The organism is Paenibacillus sp. FSL R7-277 (assembly GCF_000517965.1).
GTDB classification, from domain to species: Bacteria; Bacillota; Bacilli; order Paenibacillales; family Paenibacillaceae; genus Paenibacillus_AQ; species Paenibacillus_AQ silagei.
In genome coordinates this window covers 263,377-288,282 of the sequence record NZ_ASPX01000115.1, presented here as the reverse complement: position 1 = coordinate 288,282, position 24,906 = coordinate 263,377, and the positions used below count along the sequence as shown (strand labels likewise).

The following is a 24,906-nucleotide window of genomic DNA, read 5'->3' as shown; positions in this document are numbered from 1 at the left end:
CTCACAAAAATGAAGTGAAATTTATCACAATGTTAAAAATTCGACACTTTTATACGAAAATACTTACCCATAAAGAGGAATTTCAAGGTATAATTAATTTAAAATTTACTGAAAAACTGAGGGAATAAAGGGGATGTCGATTATGATAAAGGAACATTATAATGTTATCGAAGCCCGCGGCAATACAAACTGTTTCTCCGAGCAGAACTTTAACCGCCTGTTGGTCACCATGAAGGAACGTGTAGTCCCTGAAGGATCACACCTGTTCTGGGAAGGCGATTTCTCGGATAAACTGTTTTATATCAAGCGTGGACGTGTGAAATTGACCAAATCTACAGACGAAGGCAAGGAACTGATTCTGTATATGTATCAGGCTGGCGATATGGTAGGTCAGGCTGACCCGTTCTTCAGCACGAAGCATAGCTTCACGGCCGAAGTCATTGAAGAGAGTGAAGTTGGCGTAATCGAGCAGAAGGATCTGGAGATTCTGATCTGCCAGCACTGCGACTTCTCCATTGACTTCATGAAATGGATGGGGATCCATCACCGTCTCACACAGACCAAATTCCGCGATCTGATGATGTACGGCAAACCGGGCGCACTCTGCTCCACACTGATCCGTCTTGGCAACACCTATGGCGAGAAGACGGGAGACAGCATTCTAATCAACAAAAAAATCACGCATACAGATCTGTCCAACATGATCGGCGCTACCCGTGAGAGCGTTAACCGGATGCTTAGTGATCTGCGCAAAAAAGATGCAGTGGAGTATGAGAATGGCATGATCGTCATCAAGGATCTGGCGATGCTTCAGGAAATCTGCCACTGCGAATTATGTCCTAATGAAATTTGCCGAATTTAATTTCCTATCAATAATACCCTCTATTCACCTCATTGAAACATATCTGACCCAATAAATTTAATAGAGTGGTCAAGGCGCCCTGTCCGGCGTCTTTTTTTCTGCCCACTTCCCCTTATCAGTAAGCTATACCCACACGGGCTCTTATGAAATCGCTAGCATCAATTTGACTATAAGTGAATTCCGCTGTATCCGCTACAGATATTTCAGTACCGCCTCCGGGCAAAATATCTCGTCTCACACGATAGGTCCCCATACGTTCTCCTTCCACCAGAGCGGTTGGGCACACAATGGTCCATTTCAGAGTCGATCGCTCCAGCAAGCGATAGGCTTGTTCATGTTCTTCTGCAGCACGGGTGGACCTGCGTTTAGATTCGCTGGATTGGTAACGCAGGAGTTCCGGGGAAAGCTCGCTCTGGAGAATGCCCGCAGTTCCTACGGTTATAATGCGCTCTATACCCTCTTCATACATGGCTCCGATGATAAAAGGCATACTGTCTGTAAGCGTGGTTGTCCCATCGGTGTTCAATGCACTAATAACTATATCATTCCCCTGCACTGCCCGGGCGATATCTTCTTGATTAAGCACATTACCTTGAATGATCGTCAGGTTGGCATGGAGCGGCTGAACCCTCTCCGGCCTGCGGACCAGTACGGTCACATGATGTCCATCCTGAAGAGCATGGGTAACCATGTGGCTCCCCACCCGGCCTGTGGCACCTAGAATCAATATATTCATATGAAAATAACCTCCTGGTAAGAATTATCCCTATTATAGCAGGGATAGAGCGGCAAAAAAGCCCCGAAGCCATGTAGCAGCTGCGGGGCTTTATATTAAAGTTAGCTTGCCTTCTTAGTCTGAGGGGTAGCAGATACGTTACGCGGAGTCCGTACAGGCGAGATCAGCCAGTAGGCCATGCCGACGAAGACACCGCCGCCAATGATATTGCCGAGCGTGACCGGAATCATGTTGTGGAACCAGCCGGCGATGCTCACTGTCTCTGGATGATTCGGCAGCAGCACGGCTACGCTGAGGAGTGTCATGTTCGCTACACTGTGTTCATAGCCGCTCGCGATAAAGGCGAACAGACACCACCAGATTAGGACCAGCTTCGCCGCTTCGCTCTTGGCGCGGGAGGACATCCACAGCGCCAGGCAGACCAGCCAATTACAGAGGATGCCGCGGAAGAACAACTCCGAGAACGGTAGGCTCATCTTTTTGGCGGCGGCTGCGAAGATCAGATGCTCGGCAGGCGCTGCCTTGAAGAGGCCCGATCCCTGAATCAGCAGCGCCAGCACCACAGCACCGGCCACATTGCCGAGGAATACCAGGACCCAGTTCTTCACCGTGTCCCAGACTGTAGTTCTCCCGGCAAGTGTGCTTACCGTGAAGAACATATTATTACCTGTAAACAGCTCTGAGCCTGCGAATACAACCAAGGTCAAGGCAATCCCGAAGGATGCTCCCATAATCAGCGGCTGGAACGGTGACTTAATCGCTGCCAGCGGTGCCCCCAGTGAGAAGATCAGAATAATACCAATCCCCACATATGCTCCTGCCAGGAGGGCCGCCAAAAAATATTTGGGCAGGCTCTCATTCATTTTGTCGCGTTTCCCTACGGCTGTCTCAACGATATTCTCTACGCTCTGCGTAAACATATCCGCACCTGCTCTTCCTTTAATTTAGGGTTGTTACTGCCGCAGGCAGAGTGACCTTAACAACTCCGCCCTCTACTGTAACCGGATAGACTTCTGCCTGCCCCCGGTCCGGTGCCTGAACCTCTCCGGTACGAAGGTCGATCTTCCAGTCATGCAGCGGATCATATAAATAATAGCCTGATACGATGCCTTCCGCGAGCGGACCGCCCTTCGGGTGGGGACTGTGGTTGCGGACCGCATAGACTGCGCCGTCCGATGTGCGGAATATGGCTAATTCCACCTCTCCTGCATGAACTACCCGGCCGATCTGCAGCATGAACTCTTCCACTGCACCTATCGTATATTCCCGATTGCTCCGTTCCATTATGCTCTCTCCCTCTCCCTTTAGACTATACCTGTGTCTCTTCGAACAGCGCAGTACGGGTGTTTTTGTCATCCAGCATTTTCCGCCAAGGATCACTCACCTGGGCCAGTGCAAAGTCAATACGTGCCGCAAGCTCTTTACGGTTGTCGTCATTCCCCATAACCACTGTCTGGATATGCTCAAGACCCATACGCTCTACCCATTCGGAGGTTCTCTCCAGGTAATTACCGGTCTCACGGTAGTACTGGATAACAGCGGAGCAGACCTCAACCAGCTCCTCGTCGGTCTTCACCTTGCAGAAGGCATCTGCGATCCGTGGTTTAATCCCGCCGTTGCCGCCGATGAATACCTCCCAGCCGCCGTCATTGCCGACAATCCCGATATCCTTCGTGCAGGACTCGGCACAGTTACGCGGACAGCCGTTAACCGCCATCTTGAACTTGGCCGGCATATCCAGCCGCTCATATTTACGCTCAAGCATAGCGCCCATGCCCATGGAATCCTGTGTGCCGAAGCGGCAAAACTGTGAACCCACGCAAGTTTTTACCGTGCGCAGTGACTTCGCATAACCATAGCCGGACGGCATATCCAGCTCCTCCCACACCTTAGGTACATCTTCTTTTTTGACACCGATCAGGTCAAGACGTTGTCCGCCCGTTACCTTCACAACCTTCACATCATACTTCAGGGACACATCTGCAATCCGCTTCAAATCCTCAGGAGTGGTCACCCCGCCATACATCCGCGGTATAACTGTATAAGTTCCGTCCTTCTGAATATTGGCGCTCATCCGTTCATTGACGAATCGGGATTCCTTCTCATCCTCGTGTGTGTCAGGATAGATCATCCCCAGATAATAGTTCACTGCAGGGCGGCATTTCGAACAGCCTTCTGCCTGCTTCCAGTCCAGGACATGCATGACTTCCTTGGTGGTCCGGAGGCCTTTAGCCGTAATCTCGGCTACGATCTCATCCCGGCTAAGCGAGGTGCAGCTGCAGATCCCCTGCTTGGCGCTCTGCTGGAAGCTGTCTCCGAGAACGAATTGCAGAATCTGCTCCACCACCGGCTTACAGCCGCCGCAGGAGCGGGTTGCACCCGTACAGGCTTTGATCTCATCCACCGTAGTGAAGCCGTTCTCCGTAACAGCATCCACAATCGCTTTTTTGGTTACGCCGTTGCAGCCGCAGACGATTTCTTCATCAGCCATCGCTTCAACGGACATGCCTTTCTTGGCTCCGCCTCCGCCGCAGCAGCTTGTGCCCATAACTTCATCATAGATTTCATTGTTCATCTCTGTGCTGTTTTTCACAAGCTTCTGCAGGTTGGCAGATTCCGTTACATCACCGAACAGAACGGCGCCGACAATCACATTATCCTTAAGCAGAATCTTCTTGTAGGTTCGCTTCCATTCATCCTTGGCAGAAATGACGGAATGCTCCGGTGTTTCGGTGAATTCACCAGCGGAGAATACATCTACCCCGGAAATTTTGAGCTTGGTTGCTACAACTGAGCCTTCATAGCCTGGAGTCTGTACACCGGACAGATACTTGGCGAGAACCATGCCCTGCTCGAATAACGGTGCGACGAATCCGTAGCAGGTTCCCCGGTGCTCTGTACATTCGCCGACAGAATACACATCTGCCATAGAAGTCTGCATATAATCGTCAACTACGATCCCGCGGTTAACGGTGATTCCACTGTCCTTCGCAAGCTGGACATTCGGCTTGATTCCAACAGCCATCACGACAAACTCTGCCGGCAGCTCACTGCCGTCACTGAAGCGCAGACCGGTAACCCGTTCTTCGCCTGTCAGCTCTACCGTCTGCTTGCCCATGGCGAATTTCACACCTTGACGTGTAAGCTCTGCCTGCAGCATTGAAGAAGCGGTACGGTCCAGCTGGCGCTCCATCAGATCCTCCAGCAGATGCACAACGGTAACATCCATACCCAGGTTGACCAGGCCTTTTGCAGCTTCAAGACCTAGCAGTCCTCCACCGATCACAGCCGCCGTGCGGTACTGCTTCGCCGCTGCCAGCATCGCATCGCAGTCTGCGATATCGCGGAAGCCGACTACCCCATCCTTGGTGCTGCCGGGTACGGGGAGAATGAAAGAATTCGAGCCTGTTGCAATAATTGCTTTATCGTAAGGAACCGCCAGTCCATTATCGGTCAATATGAGTTTGTTCTGTTCATCGATCCGGGTAACCGTCGTGCCAGTATACAGTGTAATATGATTATCCTCATACCACCCAAGATCATTAAGAATGATGTCTTCAATCGTTTTGCTGCCTTCAAGTACATAGGACAACATAATCCGGTTATAGTTGGGATGCGGCTCACTGCCGAAGACAGTAATATCATAAGCGCCGCCCAGCTTCAGAATCTGCTCAATAGTGCCTACTCCCGCCATGCCATTCCCAATCAGCACTAACTTTTCTCTTTCCGCTGCCACTGGTAGACCCTCCTTCAGAAACTCTGATTTCTTCAATAACTTTACCTGATAGAGAAATTATACTGTCCCCAATTCCATGACAAGTGTGACCACAGTCACACGTTATGTGAATTTTTTCACACAAGTGGATATGACTTCTCCTGTCCAAAATAAACGGATACCCATGCAGTTTCGCACAGATATCCATTCATTTGATACACGATCTCACTCCTATACTTCATTCACTTATTTCAGTACCAGAGAGATCTCCAGCTTGTCCTGCGGACTGAGCTTCATGTCCACTCCATTACCGAGCAGACCTTTATCATTGACCTTCAGTCTCCATTCCTCGCTGCTGAGCGGGGTATATTCCATCACGGAAAGCACCGTCCGGTTATCCTCGGCAAGCCGGACCATACCGCTGTTCTTGAGCAGTCCCTTGACGGACATATCCTGCATAAAAGAAAGCACATGCGAATGTGTCAGCTCCGGCTGCTCGCTCCCCCCGTTCACCGTGATGATGACAGGCTGAAACATCTTTCCGGTTCCGGCAGGCCCTGCTGACATCGTAATGGCCGAACCCGGTTCCAGCGTCGTATTCAGCTCTTGAACCTTCTTGCCGTTCACCTGAATCTCCCAGCTCATATCCTCACCCAGGGAAACCTTATTCACCTCAAGAATACTAGTTCCATCCGCTGAAAATGTAACAACGCCGCTCTTTCTGAACAGCTCTATTATTGAATTCCCAGGCACATAAGCTTCGTTAAGCAATCTGGCCGAGCTTCCGGCCATTTCACTGTCACCCACCTTGACTGAAAAGGTTAATCCTTGGCCTCCGTTACTGCTGCCGCCATTCTCTGATCCCAATCCACAACCGCTTGCCGCGGCCAGCAAGAGAAGGCACAGCATGAAGCGCATCCATTTCGTGGACATCCCACGGCACCGCCTTCATATGTATTTTCCCAGACTCTTTAAGGATAACGCATAGAGGAAGGGTTCTCAAATCATTTCTGCCGGAAGAAAAAGTAAAAAGCCCCCGAAGGGACTTCTACCTTGCAGCAGGTCCTATTGATAACGCAGGAACAAAATATTGTTCTCCAGATGTACATGTTCGAAAGTCATGCCTTCCAGTTCTTCAAGGCGGGCATAGGTCAGGCGATAAGTCGTGCAGGCATGTGCGGGCGGTGTGTAGTCATTAGTAACTCTGCGCAGCTCGCGCAGAATCTCTCCGGCCCCGTCATGCTCAGCTTCCAAATTATGCAGCAGTCCGCGCAGCTCCGCAAGTCCTTCTTCGGTTGGGTTCTGAGTGTAGGCCAGCATCTTAGGGAATTCGCTCTCTTCTTCCTTCGCTGTATGCTGCAGCAGCTCTTCACGCAGCATATTGAACAGACGGTGCATTTCTCCGAGGTGCGGTGAATCCTCACCGTGAACGCGGAACACCTTGGTTACATTTTGACTGATTAGCGGAAGCTCTTCACGCAGATAACGGTGATGCTTGTTCACAATATAATCCACCAGCTCCTCCGAAGAAGCCTCGTTCCAGGCGGTATCCTCTTCCAGAACCGGGTGCTGCTCTTGCAGCTTGTTCAGCTCCTGCACCATTGCTGCCGGATCAAGACCCTTCTCGGCAGCGGCTTCAGCCAGCGGCTTGGCACCTCCGCAGCAGAAATCGATCCGTTGTGCCTTGAAATAATCTGCTGCTTTGGGGAACTGCAGGACAATATCTCTGACCATTGCTTCCGGGGTGAACCCGGGATGAATTGTTGTATCGTTTAATTGATTGGACGCCATGTTGGCCCCTCCTCAGGTTAGATGTAGGTTTGTGCTTCTTTTCACTTCTACACCTTATCACTGGCCTTAGGCGGAACTTGTGATTGTACGCACTAAATATAACAAATTTTAATGAACGCGAACTTTTTGTTTTCAATGTTAAATATACTAGACATTTTGTTTTATATATTTTACAATATGCGTGAGGTGAGGGAATGGGGAAGAATCTGAGGCTCAAAGCCTCGAGAGCGGCAAAAGACATGTCGCAAAAGCAGCTGGCGGATGCCGTGGGGGTCACAAGACAGACAATTATCGCGATTGAGAATGGTGATTACAACCCCACCCTGAGGTTGTGCATTGACATTTGTGTAACACTTGGGAAGACGCTGGATCAATTATTTTGGGAGGGAACGAAGGATGAGCAGAACGAACCTGGATGAGAGACAATTGCAGCAGCGGCACAAGGCGGGGAATCAGGCATTTCTTTTGATGGCATTCTTATTGCTGGCAGACATGGCGCTGCAAAACTACGGAATGAAGTGGCTGGAATATCCGCTTAGTAATTACGCAATTTTCATGCTGGGTGTGGGTTTCTATCTCGTACGGCTGATCTGGAGCGGTGCATATGTGGGACCGGGCGGAGCACAGGGCGGAGCAAAAGGGAAAAACGTTCTGGGTGCACTGCTGGCGATCGTGGTGGCAGCCTGCATCCTTATTGTTACTTTCGTGAATCCAGCCGCCCAATCAGCAACAAACAGCGGTGCGAACGGGAAGGTGATTCTGGTCATTTCCGTTACAGCAGGACTGGTCATCTTAAGCACCGTGTACTTGATCCGGCGGAGGAATAACCGGGCGGAGTAGAGTGGCTTGTACTGCTGTGAGTGACTAGAAGTACAAATAAAGGAGGAGCGGAGCGATCGCCTTTGTGTTTGGATTTCTACCGCGAAGAGCGGTTTGTATCAGGAAATCCAAACACAATAGCGGCCGGAAGTCCAAATGTTCACCGCAGCGACGACCTGGCTTCAAGTTCAACTCTTTTTTTCGAGCTTCACCTTTTCTATCGAACCGTCGCCTGCATGTAAGTCCGCTTGCCCTGCGCATCCTTCAGGTAGGGGCCAAGTCCGGCGAACCGCGAACGATCCACATATACACCCGTCATCCATCTGCCTTCGGTCAGGCCGCCGTTCCACTGCAGCACCAGATCGGGGGCAGAGATCCATTCCTGATACACTCTGATGTTCTTATCCTTATATTCTTTGGCCGGTTTGTTCAATTCGCTTAGCGGTGCCGGGGTAGGGTAGGTGGGCACGAAATATACAGAGATCAGCTCCATATCCTCCTCACTCAGAAAAGCCTCCTCCCCCAAGTAAGGCTGGAGCAGCCGCGTGTTCTCATACATAGACCAGATCACAGCTTGAAGTACCATGCTCTGGCTAATTCCATTATGAAAAGTAAAACGGCGCTGAGCATTTGAGCCACTCCCTCCCTTAGCCGTTACCGGCTCCAGGCAATGCCGTTCACAACCGATACATTTCCAGCCGGACGGGCCTTGAATCCATTTCTGAAATACGCTCCCGCTGTCATTGTCCCCTTTATATAGAGAAGAAATGATCTCATAGGGCACACCGATCCAAGCATCCCACAGAGAATCCGGGAGATAGCTATGAAGCATGAACAACACCTTGTCATAGATCAGCTGTACTTTAATCGAAGCAGTCTCCAGTTCGGCGACATCCTTTTTTCCATAGGTTATTTCCCGGGAAAACAAGGTGATGGTCATGGTCCTCGCCTCCTAAAAGTTGTGTGAGCCCTCCGCTTCCTTCCATCAGCATCGTCCAAAACACATCCCGTAAGCATCCGTCTGCCTTATAACCCTGGGCTTTTCCTACTTTTGTTAACGCTTCCACACATCCGTAATATTTAGTATGTTCTATTATATTACACAGGTAGGGCCTAAGTGCAAGGTTTATTTGGGCAAAATTTGCATAAACAAGCGGAAACGGCATTGCCGTCCTTATAAAGGACGGTACCGTTTCAGCGAGAAATAGAAGGATAAGTTATCGTGTGAAACCTATAAATTCTTATATTTCAAGCAGAACAGCATATGAAAAGCCCCTTACCCGGATACCCGGCAAGAGGCTGTCATCAAAAATATATTACGGTACTGCTACTCCACCCAGCTCTCGGCCCAGGACTGGATTTGCTGCATGACCGGCTCAAGCGCACGGCCCTTCACTGTTAATTCATACTCAATGCGCACCGGTGTCTCCGGGTACACATGTCGTACCAGAATGCCCTCGCATTCCAGATCCTTCATGCGCTCGGACAGCATCTTATCGCTCATTGACGGAATCAGTCCGGAAATATCCTTGAACCGCTTGGGACCGCTCATCAAGGTCTGAATAATGAGTCCGTTCCAACGCTTGCCCAGAAACGAAAAAGCCGTCTCAAATCTCGGGCACATCGTCAGTTGATGTTCTTCCATGGTTATCACCTCTCACTTATGAAGCTTACAATTAGTTAGTATATATAATTTTACCACATTTATTCTGGAATGAACATCGTTTGCCAAAAAAAAGTTCATTAACCCCTATTATTATATTTACGCTCTCAATCCTTGGTGTCTTCTGCCTTGCGTCTTAGCTGGATGGCCTCTGTAACCACATAGGCAAGATCATCGTTACTGTACAGGGAGAGTACGCCCAGCACCGTATCATCGGAGATGAACCCGGCCTCATCCGCGGATACCGTCAGGGCCAGCGCATTGGCCAGCGCCTGATTGCCCTCCTGCTGCGGATAAGCCTGCAGATACAGGGCATGCGGGTCCAGCTTATTATTCACACACCACTGGGCAAATACAAGAATCATCATTTCCTCGTCCCGCTTGTAGCTCTCGATAATCCTCTCTTCCATCGACTTGTTGTCATAATCCTCCATGTTGTTCTCCTCTCTGCTGCGATGCTGACCGCTCAGCGGCTTAATCTTGCTGCTAATTCATGGCTCGGCAATACGGCCGAAGCGGAAATACTGCATTGCTCCGGTGTCGCTATATTACTGAGATAATGGCTGACCGCTCCGCTGAAGCCTCTTCGCTCCAGCACGGTATCCCAGCTGCCGAAGTTCTGCGTGCGCGGCAACGAGCCCTGCTCATATAATATAACCCGTTCCATGTCTGTCACCTCAACCGACCTGCCATGGCCGTGCAGCTCCAGCTTCTCCAGATCGGCCCCTGCATCCCGGACCATGCTGTAATGGCCGGTGGTCCCGTTCTCCCAGCCCAGCATTCCCGAGGCGTGCAGAAGCCGCCCCTCCGCATCCGCCCTCAGGCTGGTGTGCAGCAGCTCATAATCCCCGCCTGACAGCCAGAGCAGCAGATCCAGCATATGAATCAGGTCATCATGGATCGTCTCATGGCTGTTACCCTGCTGCAGCTTCGTCCGGTGTTTGACTGCGGTGGATTGGCTGATGCCTCCGGCCTTATGCAGCCAGGATTTGGCGGCGGCATACATCGGGGCATAGCGGCGGTTGAAGCCCACTCCCAACAGCAGCCCCTTGTTCTCAGCAAGCTCTGCCATCCGGCGGGATTCCTCCAGATCATAGGATAGCGGCTTGTCCACATACACGGACACCCCATGCTCCAGGCAAGAGGTCACCAGCTCATAATGCGTAGTTGTAGGACTATGTATGAACACAGCATCCAGATCCCAGGACAGAAGCTCCGTAAGCTCGGTTGTGCCCCGCTGAAGGCGATACGCCTGGACTGCCCGCTCGACCGTAGCAGAGGAATGGCTGAGCACTCCCACCACCTCGGCCTGATCATGCCGGGAGAGCAGCGGCAAATAGACTTTACGGGCAATATCGCCTATGCCGATCATTGCCACTCTTTTGCGGACAGGTAGTTTCATTAACAGCATCTCCCTTACATGTTGGGGGAAATTCAATTCCCTTATAGATGTATTATACCGTGACATGCTGCGGGAACAATGATCTTTGCTTCAATAATTGCTTTAATTGCTTTTTTTTCAGTATGATGAAATGGATGGAGTGAAGAAGGGGCATAGTATAATGAGAAAATGGCTAACGGTTGTTCTGTATGTTTCGTGCATAATCCTCGCGTTTATCTACAGGTATGAACTCCTGGCTTGGCTTAGAGAGGATCATCCTTTGTATTTGTCGATGCTCGCCGCCACAGTGCTGGCCTTATTTCCGGTCCTGCCCTACAAGCTGATTATCGGATTGTTCGGGTATGCCTATGGAAGCTTCGCAGGAGCGTTAATATGCTGGAGTGCTACTACGATAGCGGCGGCCCTTGTATATGGTTTCGTTAAATACATGTTCCAGAGCAAATCAATGGCCTATCTAAGCAGTATTTCGGCGCTGGACAGATTTGTGTCTGCTGTGCAGCAGCGTCCTTTTGCATCCGTAGTGATTGCCCGCCTGGCACCGTTCATTCCGCAGATGGCTGTGAATATCTACGCTGGTGCCGCCGTACTGCCTTTCTGGAGCTATCTTGGAGCTACCGCACTTGGCAAAATTCCCGGCATCGCCCTCTACGCCTTCCTCGGAGGACAGATGTTCCAGCATCCGCGAAGTGCTGCAGTAGCTATAATCGTGTATATTGCCGTACTGGCTGTAGCCGGATTATCCATGCGCCGCCGTCCTTCTGCGGGCCGCTGACGCTTCAAGAATTTCCGGTGTGCTGGCAGTAAGCCTCTATTTGATTTATAATTAAATTGTGATCTATTTAATTGCATTCTACAGATGGAGGGATAACAATGAGTGAATTTCAAGCTGATTCTATAAATGTCAAGACCGAGCAAGCCACCTTCGCCGGTGGATGCTTCTGGTGTATGGTATCCCCTTTTGAAGAGCTTCCAGGCATTGTCAAGATTATCTCCGGTTATACAGGCGGACATACCGTGAATCCGACCTACGAGGAAGTATGCTCAGAAACCACCGGACATGTTGAGGCGGTGCAGATTACGTTCAATCCGGATATTTTCCCATATAGCAAGCTGCTTGAGCTGTTCTGGCAGCAGATTGACCCTACCGATGCCGGAGGGCAATTCCATGACCGTGGCACTTCTTATGGAACGGCAATCTTCACCCATTCGGAGGAGCAGCGCGAGCAAGCAGAGGCTTCCAAGGCAGCTCTTCAGGCCAGCGGACGCTTCTCTGCTCCCATTGTGACACCTATTCTTCCGGCTAAGCCCTTCTACCCAGCCGAAGAATATCATCAGGGCTATCATCACAAGAATCCAGCCCATTACAAGCGTTACCGCAAGGGTTCGGGCCGGGAAGCATTCATCGAAGCTCACTGGACGCATAAGGAGGACCCGCAGAGCCTGAAGGAGCGCCTGACTCCGCTTCAATATGAAGTAACGCAGAACAGCGCTACGGAATCTCCATTCCGCAACGAATTCTGGGATCACCACGGAGACGGGATCTATGTGGATATTGTCTCCGGGGAGCCACTGTTCAGCTCAGAGGATAAGTTCGATTCCGGCTGCGGCTGGCCGAGCTTCACGCGTCCGATCCGGGACTATGTGGTCAAGGAAAAAACCGACCTCAGCCACCTGATGGTCCGCACTGAGGTTCGCAGCAAGACAGCGGATTCCCACTTGGGCCATGTATTCAATGACGGCCCCGGAGCGAACGGACTGCGGTACTGTATCAATTCGGCAGCTCTGCGCTTTGTTCCCAAAGAGGACCTGGAGAAGGAAGGCTATGGCGAGTACCGTGTGCTCTTCCAGCATGCTTAAGGCTGGAGATCCCGGCTTGCCTCAAGCTATAGCTTCATAAATTGCATAACTTACGTGTGGCCCGAATGTATACTGTTTTCCGCATACATTTGGGCCACACGCCTGCGCATCAGCACAATGTATGCTGTTTTCCGCATACAATGGAGCCACACGTCTTCGCGCCAGTTCAATGTGTGCTGTTTTTCGCATACATTCGGGCACACGCCTGCGTACCTGTACAATGTGTGCTGTTTTCCACATACATTCGGGCACACACTTTATCCACAACAGAAAAAAATCATAATTTCCTGAACAAAACAAAGCCTCCAGCCCGGATTCACGGGTAGGGAGGCTTTATTCTTTACATAAATGATCCTATGTTTATTCGTACAGCCCGCTCTACTTATTCTGCTTATCTGAATTCTCCTCATCCGCTGCAGCCGGTACTACAGGTGCCGCTTCAGGATGAGGCTGCGATTCCCGGCCCGGCAGACGGTTGCCGCCCAGCCGTGCCTGTTCAGGGTGCGCGGGTTGCCGCCGCTTGAAGCTTTTCCGTAACCAGAGCACCAGCGCAACCACCACTCCAGCTACCAGCAGGACGGGGAGAGCAGCCGCCAGTACAACAACAAGCCACTGGAACATCACAGACAACGCCTTCATGCTGCTCTTGAGCGCTTCCGAAGCCCGTTCACCCAGCGGACCCTCGGAATTAGTCTGTGTAAGGGTAAGACTCTTCTCCGTCTGGTAGAGGCGAAGCTCCACTGTAGAGAACGATACGTTCTGATCGATATACCGCATTCTGCCCTTGATCTGTTCAATTTGCTCCTGAATTTCCCCAAGCTGGTTGGCGAACTGGACGAGATCGGCCGGTTTGGTTGCTTTTTTCATAAAATCAATATACTGCGCCTCCATCATCTGCTTCGCCTTAAGACGTGACTCCAGGTCCACATATTCCTCCGACACATCCTGCCCCTGGATGCTTCTCTGGAGCTTCTCATGCTTAATCTTCTCCAGATTGTTCAGGAACGGAGAGAAGCCCGCCGCAGGCACTTTTAGGATAAAGGTTCCACCCTGTTCATATTCAGACATATTCTCTGAAAATTCGATAATGTAGCCCCCGGCCAGAGTAACCATATTCCGCACTTCAGTCTGCGCTGCCCCGTAGTCGGTTACCTCCATATTGAGGTTCGCCTTGTAGATCAGCTTCTTGTTCAGCCCTGCTACCACATCGGTGCCGGTGAATCCGGCAGAAGCATTTGTCCCTTGCTCAGCCCCCGCCCCAGGGACTGCCGAATTTCCGCCGCCGCCCTTCACTGCAGCCTGATCATTGACAGCCATCGCCGTGTTAGCTAGACTATCCTCCTTAGCCTCTACCGCAGCAGGCGCACTCTCCGCTGATCCGTCTGATGCTGCTTGATTACTGAACGCGCTTTCTGAATTCGCGGCCGAATCTGAATTGTTACTCGACGCGCCGCATCCCGTTAGAACCACGGCCACAACCACTAGATACAATAAGTAATGCAGACCCCATTTTCGCATGCTCATTCCTCCACAAAGTGTAATTGTATACTGCTTCCGGTGCTTCAGCTTCCGCGGAGAAAGGCCGTTATCTGTATCGGTCCGTTCCGCGCTTATCCCTCTTGACGTTCCAAAAGCTGGAAGGTTGCAGCCATTTAAGGAAAATAACAAATAAGACCATTCAGTCATGAATAGCCGAGTGGGGTCCTGTTTGCGTATTGCCTCTTTATTTGTTACAATTACGATGATAAAACGGCAAAAAAACACCAAAAACCCTATTCGCATAGAATAAGGTTATGGCGCTATTCGGACAAGCTCCACCTTGCCCGGGCAGCTGTAATTGATTTCTTGCCGATTTATGATGCCTACTACTACAAGAGGAGGTGAACCCTCATGGCAAAAGACGTATTGTGCGCAGTTAATTCTTGCACCTACTGGGCTGAAGAGAACAAATGCAACGCTGAGTCCATCTTCGTTGCCTACCACAGCTCCAAGCAGCCTACACAATCTGAGGAAACAGATTGCAAAACCTTCGAAAGCAAATAATGAATCTTTACAGAATATGAAGGAGCCCTCCACAGGTTCCTTCTTTCTTTTCTCATTCTATCAAGAATGAGAATTATTATCAAGTGTTTCCTGCAAAAAACAAACCACTGCGGGCCGGAGATTATACTCTCCCGCTTGCAGTGGTTTTTCTGTCCAAATCTAAGAATCTTAAACGGAATAGCTCCGCCCTGTTAACGGGTCACTGCGCCATGCTGCTCTCTCACCAGGACAGCGGCCTTTACCATGTTGCGCAGTGCGCCTGTGGTCTCTTCCCAGCCCCGTGTCTTCAGTCCGCAGTCGGGGTTAATCCAGAACTGCTGGACATCCAGCACGCGCAGCGCACGTTCGATGGCTGAAGTCATCTCCTCTACCACCGGCACGCGCGGACTGTGAATATCATACACACCCAGTCCAATCCCCTTGTCGTATTCCTGCTCCTCGAAGCTGACGATTAGCTCACCATGGCTGCGCGAGGTCTCAATGGAGATGACATCCGCATCCATCGCCGAGATCGAACCGATCATGTCGTTAAATTCACTGTAGCACATATGCGTATGCACCTGCGTGGTGTCCTTGACATGGTTCGTGGCGGTCCGGAAGGATTTCACCGCCCAGTTGAGGTAATACTCATGATCTCTCGCCTTCAGCGGCAGGCCTTCGCGGATCGCCGGCTCATCGACCTGGATCATCTCGATACCAGCCTCCTCAAGTGCGGATACTTCATGACGCAGGGCGAGGGCGATCTGTCCGGCCACCGCCTCCCGGCTGAGGTCATCGCGGACAAAGGACCAGTTCAGGATCGTGACCGGTCCAGTCAGCATTCCCTTAACAGGCAGCTTCGTTAGTGACTGGGCATACACGCTCTCTTTGACGGTCATCGGCTCGATAAAAGCAACATCGGCATAGATTACCGGCGGCTTCACGCAGCGTGATCCGTAGGACTGAACCCAGCCGCCTGCGGTGAACAGATAGCCGGCCAGCTTCTCCCCGAAGAATTCCACCATATCCGTACGCTCGAACTCTCCGTGTACCAGCACATCCAGACCAAGCTCCTCCTGAAGCGTAATCGCTTCAGCGATCTGCCGCTTGATGAACAAGTCATAACGCTCCTGGTTCCAGACTCCCTTGCGCCATTTCAGACGGGCCTGGCGGACTTCAGCCGTCTGCGGGAAGCTGCCGATGGTCGTGGTCGGCAGCAGCGGCAGACGCCACTTCTCCTGCTGAACCTTGACACGCTCGGCGAACGGAAGACTGCGGCGGTCCGGCAGCTGGGCAAGGGCACGCACCTGCTCGGCTACATCCTCACGCCCGCGCTCCGGCAGAGCACGGAATACGGCCAGCACCTCACGGCTGCGCTCCAGCTCGGCGGCATAACGCTCTCTTCCCTCGTTCGCGGCTGCCGCAATGAGAACCAGCTCGGCCAGCTTCTCATTGGCAAACGCCAAGGCATTCTTGACCGCAGCCTTCAGCTTGACCTCGCCCTCAACCGTTACAGGCACATGCAGCAGACTTGACGCTGGCTGGAGAATTAACCGCTCCTGAGGCACATAGGTCAGCAGCTTCGCTACCAGCTCCAGCTTGGCATCGGTATCGGCGCGCCAGATGTTGCGTCCGTCAAGGATACCGGCTCCGAGTGTCTTATCCTGCGGCCACCCGAGGCGTGCAACCGACTCCAGATTCTTGCCGCCGTCATGGACGAAGTCAAGACCCAGACCCTGTACAGGCAGCGCCAGCAATGCTTCAAGCGGCTCCGCAGCTTCGAAGTACGTCTGCAGCATCAGGTTCAGTCCTGGTACGGCAGCAGCAATCTCACTGTAAATGTTCTGGAGCAGTGCGGTATCCTCAGCCGTTAAGCCGGTAACAATCGCCGGTTCATCGATCTGTACCCAGGCCACTCCTTCAGCCTGCAGCTCCTGCAGCAGTTGTACATACAACGGGAGGAAGCGTGCGGCAACGGCGGCGATGTCTGCTGCCGGGAAGCCCTTGGACAGCTTCAGGAAGGTATACAGTCCGACTATAACGGGCTTGCCCTCAATGCCTGCCCGCTCCTTGGCGAAGCGGTAGGCAGCCAGCGGTTTATTCGCTGTCAATACCGGAGTCAGGCTGCCGATCTCAGGCACAATGTAATGGTAATTCGTATTGAACCATTTCGTCATCTCGCAGGCCGGGGCCTCTGCATTGCCGCGCGCCATTGCAAAATACAGATCAAGCGGAATTTCTCCGCCCTTATATCCGTAACGCGCCGGTACGATCCCGAACATAGCGGCGGTATCCAGCACATGGTCATAGAAGGTGAAATCGCCCACCGGAATCAGATCAATTCCGGCCTGCTGCTGGGTCTGCAAATGCTGAAGCTGTATATCCTCCATCTGCGAGCGGAAGCTCTGCTCATCGATTTTCCCGGCCCAATAAGCCTCCAATAATTTCTTCCATTCACGGTTCTTGCCGATTCTCGGATAACCGAGGCTGCTTGTCTTGATTCCTTTACTCATAGGTGTCCACTCCTCTGTATAATTGTCTGCCCTCATGTCTGCAAGCCTTAATCTGATGCCATCTTACTGCACGCCTACCGCGCCCCGCAACAGATTCCACGCAATCCGGCTATACAGATTCCCTATAGCAAAACGCCAAAAAAAGCTGCACCCCCATGAAGGAGGAGCAGCTTAAACATGGAGTCCCGGCGAAATCAGAACCAGATCAGATAGACCACACCGGCAAGCACAATCCGGTAGATTGCGAAGGGCAACAGCTTGATCCGGTTAATCAGCTTCAGGAAGAAACGCATCGATACCAGTGCGAATATGAAGGCGCTGATGAACCCGGCAATGAAGAACGGCAAGGCATCCAGCGTAAAATACTGCCAGTTCTTCAGCAGTGAAATCAGGCTCGCCCCGGCCATAATCGGCACCGCCATGATGAAGGTGAAATCGGCTGCCGCACGGTGGCTCATGCCCAGCAGAACCCCGCCGGATATCGTCGAGCCGGACCGCGAGAAGCCCGGCCACAGGGAGATACATTGGATCAATCCGACTGATAGCGCCTGCCTATATGTAATTTGATCCACACTCTCAGTCCGGGCATTCGCAGGCGCAAAACGGTCGGCACAAATCATGAATAACGCTCCAACCACAAGTCCAATCAGCACAGTAAAGGTAGAGAACAGATGCTCATCGATGTAATCCTCCAGTAGAAATCCGAAGATTCCGGCCGGTAGCAGTCCGACAAGGATATGCGTCAGCTTCAGCCGCCCTTCCGCCGGAGCCTGCCGCTGCCCTTCCGGCACTACGGCCAAGTCCTTGCGGCTGAGCTTCCCGAGGCCCAGCAGATCAATGAACCGGTTACGGAAAATAATTACGACTGCAAGAATGGAACCTAATTGAATCACTACCTTGAAGGAGTTGGCCGTGTACTTCCCCAGGAACTCCTGCGATTTAAGCCACATATCATCTACGATGATCATATGGCCTGTCGAGGATACCGGAGCGAATTCGGTCAGCCCTTCCACAATTCCCAGAATGATTGCTTTGACAATGGTCAGCAGCTCCATGGCGATCCCCCTTTATTGTTTTCAATATAATAATTGTAAACTCGCACAGCTATTTCTGAAACTTACAGCTCTCTTGCAGTATGGAAAATTTTAATCATAACGCTGACTTGACAGGCAGAAACCAACAGCATATATTTATATGCATGCGCATGCATTTATTGTTTATCCATCCCATGTAGAACGAAGGAGCGAAATTCATGACGAAAGATCTGTTCACCCCCTATGAGTATAAAAACTTAAAACTGAAGAACCGGGTGGTAATGCCGCCCATGTGCCAATATTCAGTTACCAATAAGGATGGCATCGCTAACGACTGGCATTACAACCACTATGTAAGCCGCGCTGTCGGCGGCACCGGACTGATCATTGTCGAGATGGCTGATGTGGACCCGGACGGCCGGATTACCGATTATGATCTGGGCCTCTGGTCTGATGAGCAGATTCCTGCGCTGGCGCGGATTGTGGAAGCCAGTCATGCCCATGGAGCCAAAATCGGAATTCAGGTGGCCCATGCCGGACGCAAGGCGGAGGATGCCAAGGTTCCTGTCTCTTCTTCCGCAATTCCTTTTGACGGCAAGTCCAAGACTCCTCATGCCCTGACAACAGAAGAAGTTAAAGACATGGTACAGAAATTCAAACGGGGCGTAGAGCGTGCGGTCCAGGCCGGGTTCGACACTATTGAGCTGCACGGCGCCCACGGCTATCTGATTCACCAGTTCCACTCGCCGCTGACCAACCAGCGGACTGATGAATACGGACAGGATCTGACCTTGTTCGGCCGGGAGGTTATCGCTGCCGCCAAGAGCGTGATGCCTGAGGATATGCCACTGATCATGCGGATTTCCGCCAGAGAATATGTGAAAGGCGGCTACGGCCTCCAAGAGGGTCTGGAGATCAGCAGAGCCTATAAGGAAGCCGGGGCCGATATTTTCCATATCAGTTCAGGTGGTGAAGGAGCCGTTGACGCAGAGAATGGACCGGGCAACCATGCAGCCTATCAGTTACCGCTGGCAAGAACCATCCGCCAGGAGCTGAACGTACCGGTGATTGCTGTCGGCCGCTTGGATGAAGCGGTTCTTGCCAACGCCGCCATTAGCAATGAAGAAGCTGACTTGGTGGCGGTGGGCCGGGGAATGCTCCGTAATCCTTACTGGACGCTGGAAGCCGGTGTAACGCTGCACAAAGACGCAGATATACCTAAGCAGTATGCATTAGGATTCCCGCGTTAAGGACAATTCGTCAGCAGCTTGCCTATGGTGATGGTATACTGTATAACAACTACTATTCATTACAGGTATACACCGGGAGGATGAAGACATGACTAACCCCCCTTCAAATGATCTGATTAACAGCTGGTTATCGCTCTCTCTGATACAGATGAAGGTGGCCGCAGTCCTTGAAGCGAAGCTGACCGAGAACTATGAGTTATCGCTTAAGGAATTCTATGTATTGCTGTTTCTGTCCGAAGCCCCTGAGCAAAAGCTGAAGCTCCAGCAGCTGGAATCGATGGTCGGGCTTAGCCAGAGTGCTGTGTCCCGGCTGGTCAGCCGCTTCGAAGCCAAGGGCTGCGGAGCGCTGGAGCGCAAGTCCTGCGAGGCAGACCGCAGAAGCATCTATACGTCCCTGACTGCCATTGGGCAGGACAAGGTTGACCGGGCGAAGCAGACCGTTCATGAAGTGCTGCAGGAAGCCTTTCCTGTAGACGACACGCAGCTGCTGCTGGAGCAGCTTATCCAGCTGAAGCAATCCTAGACCCGGGCAGCTGCCTGCCGGGTGAACCCGCCGTCCCTCCCGAGGGGCGGCGGGTTTTTGCCTGAACCTCCCTCTCCCCCTGAGCATACACCATACTATTAAGAAATTAAGTATAGCGGGGTGCAGCATATGTTATTCACAGCTATGCAGCTGGTTGGCGGTCTTATTCTCTCAGTAGGCTGCACCTCCGTCCCATCTGCGTTATACTTTCTGTAATAAAAGGATGTGGGAGGTTCAATGAATGAAGCAAAATAAGTATGACGACGCGGGTTTTTTTGCGAATTACAGCCAGATGCCCCGCTCTACGGGCGGACTGGAGGCTGCCGGAGAATGGGAGGTCTTCCGTACTTTGCTGCCTGATCTGGCGGGCCAGCGGGTGCTTGATCTGGGGTGCGGGTTCGGCTGGCACTGCCGGTATGCCCGGGAGCAGGGGGCGGCTTCCGTCGTAGGCATAGATCTCTCCGCCAATATGCTGGAGCGTGCCCGTACGATGACAGACGACCCGAAGATTGAGTATCTCCAGCTCGCGATTGAGGATGCCGCATTCGGGGCAGAGCAATTTGATACCGTGATCAGCTCGCTGGCGATCCACTATATTGAAGATTTCGGCAGCCTCTGCCGCCAGGTCCGGCATTGCCTGAAGCCCGGGGGAGCCTTCGTCTTCTCTGTAGAGCATCCGATCTTCACCGCGCTCGCCGCGCAGGATTGGCATTACAGCCCGGACGGGGAGAAGCTGCATTGGCCCGTGGACAACTACCATCTCGAAGGGCTAAGACTGGCTGATTTTCTCGAACACGAGGTTGCAAAATACCACCGGACCACCGCCACCTACCTGGGTACGCTGCTCGATTCCGGATTCGTCCTGAAGCAGCTGTCGGAGCTGCAGCCGACCCCTGAGATGCTGGAGAAGAATCCGGCTTGGCAGGAGGAGACGCGGCGTCCGATGTTCCTGCTGCTGTCAGCGGTGAAGCAGTCAACAGACTAATCTTATAGCACAAAAAAAAGACCAGCCGGACGGTAGTCCGCTGACCTTTTATCATCCCCGTGGTTCACGGAGTTCACATTGCATTATTCACATTCACTGTGCCTTCCTGAGTCTTGGCAAGTGCGGACGGAATCTTAGGTGCCTGAACCAGCTTCCGTCTGCCCAGAGAGGTTGTAAAAGTGATTACATAACCGGCTACAACTACAGCCATCACAGTGTACAGGGTTTCTCTTAACGGCATATAGAAGAGGGAAAAAGCCAGAACGATTACATCCATCAGGATAAATACGGTTCCTACCTTAATACCTTTCCATTCACTGATCAGCACGGATAAAATATCGTCCCCGCCGCTCGCCCCGCCGCCCAGCAGGACCATTCCTGCGCCCAGACCTGTCAATACCCCGGACAACAGCGCCGCAACCGGCAAGTTATCCTGCAGGTCAATAACCCAGCCGGAATAGCGTTCCATCAGCCCGTAGAATACCGTGAAGGCCACTACGGATATGAAGGTGTTCACTACGAATGATTTTCCTTTGAAAATGATTGCGATGATGAGTACCGGAATGTCCAAAATCAGGATGCTAAGTGATGGTGAAATCCCCAGTACATACTTGCCGAGCAGCGACAATCCTACGAATCCGCCTTCGGTCAAGTGGTTCTGATAATTAATGTGATAATACGTAAATGCAAGCAATAGTGTTCCGGTCAAAATAATAGCTAACCGGAGCGGCAAACTCATGCCACTGTCTTGTTTCCTCATTACTCGGTCTCCCCTTATCGTATATGGCGGCTAGACGTTCGTGCCAGCCTCTACGGGGGGTTATACCGGAGGAGATGTTGCTCCTTCGCATACAATACTCCCTTCCCTTCGCAGAAGCGGCTTCGTCAATGAACAACGGTTCGCGCACATTCTACAGGGAAGCTAAGTATAAGACAGATCATAACGTTTCCAAATCGTCCTTTGGGGAATCGTCCTTCGGGGACACATGGTATCCTGATCCTTTCTTTAGTTTGATATGTTCTGAATAGATTATACCACGCGGAGGGGCCACTCTAAACAGTTTCCATTAAAAATAAGCAATCAGCCCGGATTCCGCAGCAGACGGTTGACGGTCTCGCGGCGGACGCCGATCAATTGTCCGATCTCTTCCTGTGTCAGCAGATCTGTGAGCTGTGCGCCATGAGAATATTCGGTCAGCCAGCGGGTCAGCAGGGCCATCCGCTCCCCCGGCGTTCCAACCGTGAGATGATCGAGCCTCGTCTGCATGAACCGCACCTTCTCCTGAAGCAACAGGGCGATCTCCATCACCTTCTCAGGCTTCTCCCTCAGCTCCCGGTACCATTCTGCAGCCGGAATCAGCTCAACCTCACTCTTCATCATTGCCACTGCGGTTCCATGCGCCTCCTTCGGCGAAATGAGGGAATGATGCGGAACGGTCTCACCCGGATATAGCAGGTTGAACAATACCATGTTCCCGTTCTCATGCAGTCTCGTGACCTTGAACAGTCCGCTCTTCACCTTGAACAGGTTCTGGCCGCCGTCTCCCTGGCGGAATAAGACCTCACCTCTGTGCAGAATCATTTCGCATTCTCCTTTGCGTTCTCTGTATATATATTTTTAATTATACCGAAATAAGACACTAAAATGGAGGGGCAAGCGTAAAACAGCCATTTGTTCAAAAGTTCAACGGCAAAGAAACCGCCTGGGGGCAGAGAAGAGTCTCTGCCCCCAGGCGGTTCCAGGGATAGGTAAAATACGTTATTTCACTGTGACCGGCTTCTTCCAAAGTCCCAGGATCAGCCCGGAAATTACAGAGCCGATCAGCACAGCCAGCAGAAACAGTGCCGCATTGCTGGACAGGAAGGCTACGAACACACCGCCATGCGGTGCGGGAACATTGAGGTTCCACAGCTGGGTAAGTCCGCCGGCTACGGCAGAGCCCAGAATACAGGAGGTGAGCACCCGCAGCGGATCAGCCGCAGCGAACGGAATGGCCCCTTCGGTGATGAACGACAAGCCCAGCACATAGTTGGTTACACCGGATTTGCGTTCGGTCTCCGTGAATTTATTTTTGAAGAACGAGGTTGCCAGGGCAATCGCCAGCGGAGGCACCATCCCTCCGGCCATCACTGCTGCCATCATCATTCCGTTTGTATTGCCGCTGGACGTAAACACGCCGATGGCAAAGGTGTAGGCTGCCTTGTTGAATGGACCGCCCATATCAATGGCCATCATCCCGCCAAGCACCAAGCCCAGCAGAATCTTGTTGCCGGTGCCCAGATTGTTAAGCGCATCGGTCAGTCCTCCGTTAATCCAGCTGAATAACGGATCGAACAGGAAGAACATAACCGCGCCGGTAATTAGCAAGCTGAATACGGGATAGAGCAGAATCGGCTTCAGACCGTCCAGTGTGCGCGGCAGGCCGGAGAAGGCTTTGCGGAGCATTACCACTACATAACCAGCCAGGAACCCGGCAGCCAGACCGCCGAGGAAACCTGAATTGGAGTTAAGGGCCATCAGACCGCCGACCATACCCGGCATCAGCGCAGGCCGGTCACCGATGCTCATCGCGATAAATCCGGCAAGGATCGGAATCAGGAAGTGGAAGGCTCCGTCACCGCCGCCGATGCTCTGCAGCAGCTTGACCAGCGCATTGTCGGGACTGGCCACCTGTTCAATCAGGAAGGAGATCGCCAGCAGAATGCCTCCGCCGACTACGAACGGCAGCATATGCGAGATGCCGTTCATCAGGTCTTTGTAGATTTTGCTTCCAATAGAACCGGACTTCACAGGTGCTGAGCCTTCTTCATTGCGTCCAGAGCCGCGATAGATAGGCGCATCTCCTGTAACTGCAATCCGGATTAGCTCCTCTGACTTGCGGATACCGTCGCTAACCGGACGCTGGAGTACAGGCTTGCCGCTGAAGCGTTCCATCTCCACGTTCTTGTCGGCAGCGATAATCACGCCGCTGGCCCGGGCAATTTCATCTGCAGTCAGCACGTTCTGCGCACCCTCCGAGCCGTTAGTTTCGACACGGATATTGACACCCATCTCCTTGGCCTTCTTCTTGAGGGCATCCTCTGCCATATAGGTATGGGCGATTCCTGTAGGACACGCTGTTACAGCAACAACGAAGCTCTGTGAATCGGGGTTCCCGGTAATCATCCGTGCAGGTTCAGCTTGCGGCGCAGCTGCCTTCGGTGCAGCATCCTTCACCGCCGCTGCCTTGGCTTCCGCTTCTGCCTGGGCTTCCGCCTCCGCTTGCTTGGCATCGAATAAGGCGGACACCTCGGCAGGTGTCTTGGCATTCATGAGTTGTTCGATGAATTCGCTTTCAATGAGCAACCTGGACAGTGCTGCGAGTGTTCGCAGGTGCATATTTCCAGCTCCGTCCGGCGCGGCGATCATGAAGAATAGGTGGGCCGGCGCTTCATCCAGGGAGGCAAAATCAATTCCGGCGCTGCTCTTCGCAAATACCACCGTTGCTTCGCTAACAGCCTTGGTCTTGGCATGAGGCATGGCAATGCCTCCGCCGATGCCCGTGCTCGACTGGGCTTCACGCTCCAGAATCTTCTCCTTGAACAGCTTCGCATCCGCGATGCGTCCGCTGGCCGCGAGACTGGCAATCAGCTCGTCAATGGCCCCTTCCTTCGTGGTAGCCTGCAGCTCCATAATCATCGTTTCCTGTATCATCAAATCTGTAATTTTCATCAATTCTCAACTCCCCGAATGT

Annotated in this window: 25 protein-coding genes; 9 read left to right on the top strand and 16 right to left on the bottom strand. The window is 52.2% G+C overall.

Going from position 1 to position 24,906, the window contains the following annotated elements:
- Positions 1-142: 142 nt before the first annotated feature.
- Positions 143-862 (top strand): Crp/Fnr family transcriptional regulator, encoded by a 720-nt coding sequence (locus tag C173_RS29155; protein ID WP_245368069.1) that lies wholly within the window; start codon positions 143-145, stop codon positions 860-862.
- Between the two features lie 115 nt (positions 863-977).
- On the opposite strand, the gene C173_RS29150 is transcribed toward C173_RS29155, so the two are convergent.
- The 6 genes from C173_RS29150 to ric form a co-directional block, all read right to left on the bottom strand.
- The gene (locus C173_RS29150) at positions 978-1,598 is read right to left on the bottom strand and encodes an NAD(P)-dependent oxidoreductase (RefSeq protein WP_036731858.1); all 621 of its coding nucleotides are present in this window, start codon (positions 1,596-1,598) and stop codon (positions 978-980) included.
- 101 nt (positions 1,599-1,699) lie between these two features.
- Complete coding sequence (locus C173_RS29145; RefSeq protein WP_036731856.1) at positions 1,700-2,518, bottom strand: formate/nitrite transporter family protein; 819 nt, start codon at positions 2,516-2,518, stop codon at positions 1,700-1,702.
- 19 nt (positions 2,519-2,537) lie between these two features.
- Positions 2,538-2,882: a nitrite reductase small subunit NirD gene (gene nirD / locus C173_RS29140; protein WP_036731853.1), complete on the bottom strand. Its 345-nt coding sequence runs from the start codon at positions 2,880-2,882 to the stop codon at positions 2,538-2,540.
- A gap of 25 nt (positions 2,883-2,907) precedes the next feature.
- Entirely contained in the window at positions 2,908-5,292 is a 2,385-nt protein-coding gene (nirB, locus tag C173_RS29135; RefSeq protein ID WP_051478624.1) for a nitrite reductase large subunit NirB, read from the bottom strand.
- Between the two features lie 267 nt (positions 5,293-5,559).
- Positions 5,560-6,246: a hypothetical protein gene (locus C173_RS29130; protein WP_036731847.1), complete on the bottom strand. Its 687-nt coding sequence runs from the start codon at positions 6,244-6,246 to the stop codon at positions 5,560-5,562.
- 132 nt (positions 6,247-6,378) lie between these two features.
- The gene (ric, locus tag C173_RS29125; RefSeq protein WP_155991686.1) at positions 6,379-7,074 is read right to left on the bottom strand and encodes an iron-sulfur cluster repair di-iron protein; all 696 of its coding nucleotides are present in this window, start codon (positions 7,072-7,074) and stop codon (positions 6,379-6,381) included.
- Positions 7,075-7,298: 224 nt separating this feature from the next.
- Between ric and C173_RS29120 the strand changes: the two genes are divergently transcribed.
- Together C173_RS29120 and C173_RS29115 are read left to right on the top strand one after the other, a co-directional pair.
- Positions 7,299-7,523: a helix-turn-helix transcriptional regulator gene (locus C173_RS29120; protein ID WP_036698494.1), complete on the top strand. Its 225-nt coding sequence runs from the start codon at positions 7,299-7,301 to the stop codon at positions 7,521-7,523.
- Positions 7,501-7,944, top strand: a complete 444-nt coding sequence (locus C173_RS29115) for a DUF6773 family protein (protein ID WP_036731844.1) — start codon at positions 7,501-7,503, stop codon at positions 7,942-7,944. Before C173_RS29120 ends, C173_RS29115 begins: the two co-directional genes overlap by 23 nt.
- 196 nt (positions 7,945-8,140) lie before the next feature.
- Here C173_RS29115 and C173_RS29110 read toward each other — a convergent pair whose 3' ends face one another.
- From C173_RS29110 to C173_RS29095, 4 genes are all read right to left on the bottom strand, one after another.
- Complete coding sequence (locus tag C173_RS29110) at positions 8,141-8,863, bottom strand: hypothetical protein (protein ID WP_036731841.1); 723 nt, start codon at positions 8,861-8,863, stop codon at positions 8,141-8,143.
- A gap of 387 nt (positions 8,864-9,250) precedes the next feature.
- Positions 9,251-9,568: a winged helix-turn-helix transcriptional regulator gene (locus C173_RS29105; protein WP_036698497.1), complete on the bottom strand. Its 318-nt coding sequence runs from the start codon at positions 9,566-9,568 to the stop codon at positions 9,251-9,253.
- A 125-nt stretch (positions 9,569-9,693) separates the two neighbouring features.
- Complete coding sequence (locus tag C173_RS29100) at positions 9,694-10,020, bottom strand: hypothetical protein (protein WP_036731838.1); 327 nt, start codon at positions 10,018-10,020, stop codon at positions 9,694-9,696.
- Between the two features lie 32 nt (positions 10,021-10,052).
- Positions 10,053-10,988: a Gfo/Idh/MocA family protein gene (locus tag C173_RS29095; protein ID WP_036731835.1), complete on the bottom strand. Its 936-nt coding sequence runs from the start codon at positions 10,986-10,988 to the stop codon at positions 10,053-10,055.
- A 160-nt stretch (positions 10,989-11,148) separates the two neighbouring features.
- Between C173_RS29095 and C173_RS29090 the strand changes: the two genes are divergently transcribed.
- Together C173_RS29090 and msrA are read left to right on the top strand one after the other, a co-directional pair.
- Positions 11,149-11,760 (top strand): TVP38/TMEM64 family protein, encoded by a 612-nt coding sequence (locus tag C173_RS29090; RefSeq protein WP_036731832.1) that lies wholly within the window; start codon positions 11,149-11,151, stop codon positions 11,758-11,760.
- Positions 11,761-11,858: 98 nt separating this feature from the next.
- A complete protein-coding gene (msrA, locus tag C173_RS29085; protein ID WP_036731829.1) occupies positions 11,859-12,845 on the top strand; it encodes a peptide-methionine (S)-S-oxide reductase MsrA in 987 nt (328 codons plus the stop codon).
- Positions 12,846-13,223: 378 nt separating this feature from the next.
- Here msrA and C173_RS29080 read toward each other — a convergent pair whose 3' ends face one another.
- Positions 13,224-14,363 carry a DUF4349 domain-containing protein gene (locus C173_RS29080; protein WP_162174721.1) on the bottom strand — a complete coding sequence of 380 codons (1,140 nt, stop codon included), beginning with the start codon at positions 14,361-14,363 and terminating at the stop codon, positions 13,224-13,226.
- Positions 14,364-14,735: 372 nt separating this feature from the next.
- Between C173_RS29080 and C173_RS33975 the strand changes: the two genes are divergently transcribed.
- Positions 14,736-14,888: a DUF1540 domain-containing protein gene (locus C173_RS33975; RefSeq protein ID WP_076079942.1), complete on the top strand. Its 153-nt coding sequence runs from the start codon at positions 14,736-14,738 to the stop codon at positions 14,886-14,888.
- A gap of 191 nt (positions 14,889-15,079) precedes the next feature.
- Here C173_RS33975 and metE read toward each other — a convergent pair whose 3' ends face one another.
- Both metE and C173_RS29070 read right to left on the bottom strand, forming a co-directional pair.
- On the bottom strand, positions 15,080-17,380 hold the full coding sequence (metE, locus tag C173_RS29075) for a 5-methyltetrahydropteroyltriglutamate--homocysteine S-methyltransferase (RefSeq protein ID WP_036731826.1): 2,301 nt from the start codon (positions 17,378-17,380) through the stop codon (positions 15,080-15,082).
- Positions 17,381-17,574: 194 nt separating this feature from the next.
- Complete coding sequence (locus C173_RS29070; protein WP_036731823.1) at positions 17,575-18,435, bottom strand: undecaprenyl-diphosphate phosphatase; 861 nt, start codon at positions 18,433-18,435, stop codon at positions 17,575-17,577.
- Positions 18,436-18,632: 197 nt separating this feature from the next.
- Here C173_RS29070 and C173_RS29065 point away from each other — a divergent pair, with 197 nt between their 5' ends.
- The 3 genes from C173_RS29065 (at position 18,633) to C173_RS29055 (ending at position 21,172) form a co-directional block, all read left to right on the top strand.
- Complete coding sequence (locus C173_RS29065) at positions 18,633-19,664, top strand: NADH:flavin oxidoreductase/NADH oxidase (RefSeq protein ID WP_036731820.1); 1,032 nt, start codon at positions 18,633-18,635, stop codon at positions 19,662-19,664.
- Between the two features lie 88 nt (positions 19,665-19,752).
- On the top strand, positions 19,753-20,187 hold the full coding sequence (locus C173_RS29060; RefSeq protein ID WP_036731817.1) for a MarR family winged helix-turn-helix transcriptional regulator: 435 nt from the start codon (positions 19,753-19,755) through the stop codon (positions 20,185-20,187).
- 241 nt (positions 20,188-20,428) lie between these two features.
- Positions 20,429-21,172 (top strand): class I SAM-dependent methyltransferase, encoded by a 744-nt coding sequence (locus C173_RS29055; protein WP_036731813.1) that lies wholly within the window; start codon positions 20,429-20,431, stop codon positions 21,170-21,172.
- Between the two features lie 73 nt (positions 21,173-21,245).
- Here C173_RS29055 and C173_RS29050 read toward each other — a convergent pair whose 3' ends face one another.
- The 3 genes from C173_RS29050 to C173_RS29040 all read right to left on the bottom strand — a co-directional run bounded on the left by C173_RS29050 (position 21,246) and on the right by C173_RS29040 (position 24,884).
- Positions 21,246-21,932 carry a YitT family protein gene (locus tag C173_RS29050; RefSeq protein WP_036698508.1) on the bottom strand — a complete coding sequence of 229 codons (687 nt, stop codon included), beginning with the start codon at positions 21,930-21,932 and terminating at the stop codon, positions 21,246-21,248.
- Between the two features lie 321 nt (positions 21,933-22,253).
- Positions 22,254-22,754 carry a Crp/Fnr family transcriptional regulator gene (locus C173_RS29045; RefSeq protein WP_036731809.1) on the bottom strand — a complete coding sequence of 167 codons (501 nt, stop codon included), beginning with the start codon at positions 22,752-22,754 and terminating at the stop codon, positions 22,254-22,256.
- A 177-nt stretch (positions 22,755-22,931) separates the two neighbouring features.
- Positions 22,932-24,884: a PTS fructose transporter subunit IIABC gene (locus C173_RS29040; protein WP_036731805.1), complete on the bottom strand. Its 1,953-nt coding sequence runs from the start codon at positions 24,882-24,884 to the stop codon at positions 22,932-22,934.
- Between the last annotated feature and the right edge of the window lie 22 nt (positions 24,885-24,906).

Excerpts from the sequence above, each read along its gene's own strand:
- C173_RS29155 (WP_245368069.1), top strand. The coding sequence starts at position 143 with ATGATAAAGGAACATTATAATGTTATCGAAGCCCGCGGCAATACAAAC.
- C173_RS29150 (WP_036731858.1), bottom strand. The coding sequence starts at position 1,598 with ATGAATATATTGATTCTAGGTGCCACAGGCCGGGTGGGGAGCCACATG.
- C173_RS29145 (WP_036731856.1), bottom strand. The coding sequence starts at position 2,518 with ATGTTTACGCAGAGCGTAGAGAATATCGTTGAGACAGCCGTAGGGAAA.
- nirD (WP_036731853.1), bottom strand. The coding sequence starts at position 2,882 with ATGGAACGGAGCAATCGGGAATATACGATAGGTGCAGTGGAAGAGTTC.
- nirB (WP_051478624.1), bottom strand. The coding sequence starts at position 5,292 with ATGGCGGGAGTAGGCACTATTGAGCAGATTCTGAAGCTGGGCGGCGCT.
- C173_RS29130 (WP_036731847.1), bottom strand. The coding sequence starts at position 6,246 with ATGTCCACGAAATGGATGCGCTTCATGCTGTGCCTTCTCTTGCTGGCC.
- C173_RS29120 (WP_036698494.1), top strand. The coding sequence starts at position 7,299 with ATGGGGAAGAATCTGAGGCTCAAAGCCTCGAGAGCGGCAAAAGACATG.
- C173_RS29115 (WP_036731844.1), top strand. The coding sequence starts at position 7,501 with ATGAGCAGAACGAACCTGGATGAGAGACAATTGCAGCAGCGGCACAAG.
- C173_RS29110 (WP_036731841.1), bottom strand. The coding sequence starts at position 8,863 with ATGACCATCACCTTGTTTTCCCGGGAAATAACCTATGGAAAAAAGGAT.
- C173_RS29105 (WP_036698497.1), bottom strand. The coding sequence starts at position 9,568 with ATGGAAGAACATCAACTGACGATGTGCCCGAGATTTGAGACGGCTTTT.
- C173_RS29100 (WP_036731838.1), bottom strand. The coding sequence starts at position 10,020 with ATGGAGGATTATGACAACAAGTCGATGGAAGAGAGGATTATCGAGAGC.
- C173_RS29095 (WP_036731835.1), bottom strand. The coding sequence starts at position 10,988 with ATGAAACTACCTGTCCGCAAAAGAGTGGCAATGATCGGCATAGGCGAT.
- C173_RS29090 (WP_036731832.1), top strand. The coding sequence starts at position 11,149 with ATGAGAAAATGGCTAACGGTTGTTCTGTATGTTTCGTGCATAATCCTC.
- msrA (WP_036731829.1), top strand. The coding sequence starts at position 11,859 with ATGAGTGAATTTCAAGCTGATTCTATAAATGTCAAGACCGAGCAAGCC.
- C173_RS29080 (WP_162174721.1), bottom strand. The coding sequence starts at position 14,363 with ATGCGAAAATGGGGTCTGCATTACTTATTGTATCTAGTGGTTGTGGCC.
- C173_RS33975 (WP_076079942.1), top strand. The coding sequence starts at position 14,736 with ATGGCAAAAGACGTATTGTGCGCAGTTAATTCTTGCACCTACTGGGCT.
- metE (WP_036731826.1), bottom strand. The coding sequence starts at position 17,380 with ATGAGTAAAGGAATCAAGACAAGCAGCCTCGGTTATCCGAGAATCGGC.
- C173_RS29070 (WP_036731823.1), bottom strand. The coding sequence starts at position 18,435 with ATGGAGCTGCTGACCATTGTCAAAGCAATCATTCTGGGAATTGTGGAA.
- C173_RS29065 (WP_036731820.1), top strand. The coding sequence starts at position 18,633 with ATGACGAAAGATCTGTTCACCCCCTATGAGTATAAAAACTTAAAACTG.
- C173_RS29060 (WP_036731817.1), top strand. The coding sequence starts at position 19,753 with ATGACTAACCCCCCTTCAAATGATCTGATTAACAGCTGGTTATCGCTC.
- C173_RS29055 (WP_036731813.1), top strand. The coding sequence starts at position 20,429 with ATGAAGCAAAATAAGTATGACGACGCGGGTTTTTTTGCGAATTACAGC.
- C173_RS29050 (WP_036698508.1), bottom strand. The coding sequence starts at position 21,932 with ATGAGGAAACAAGACAGTGGCATGAGTTTGCCGCTCCGGTTAGCTATT.
- C173_RS29045 (WP_036731809.1), bottom strand. The coding sequence starts at position 22,754 with ATGATTCTGCACAGAGGTGAGGTCTTATTCCGCCAGGGAGACGGCGGC.
- C173_RS29040 (WP_036731805.1), bottom strand. The coding sequence starts at position 24,884 with ATGAAAATTACAGATTTGATGATACAGGAAACGATGATTATGGAGCTG.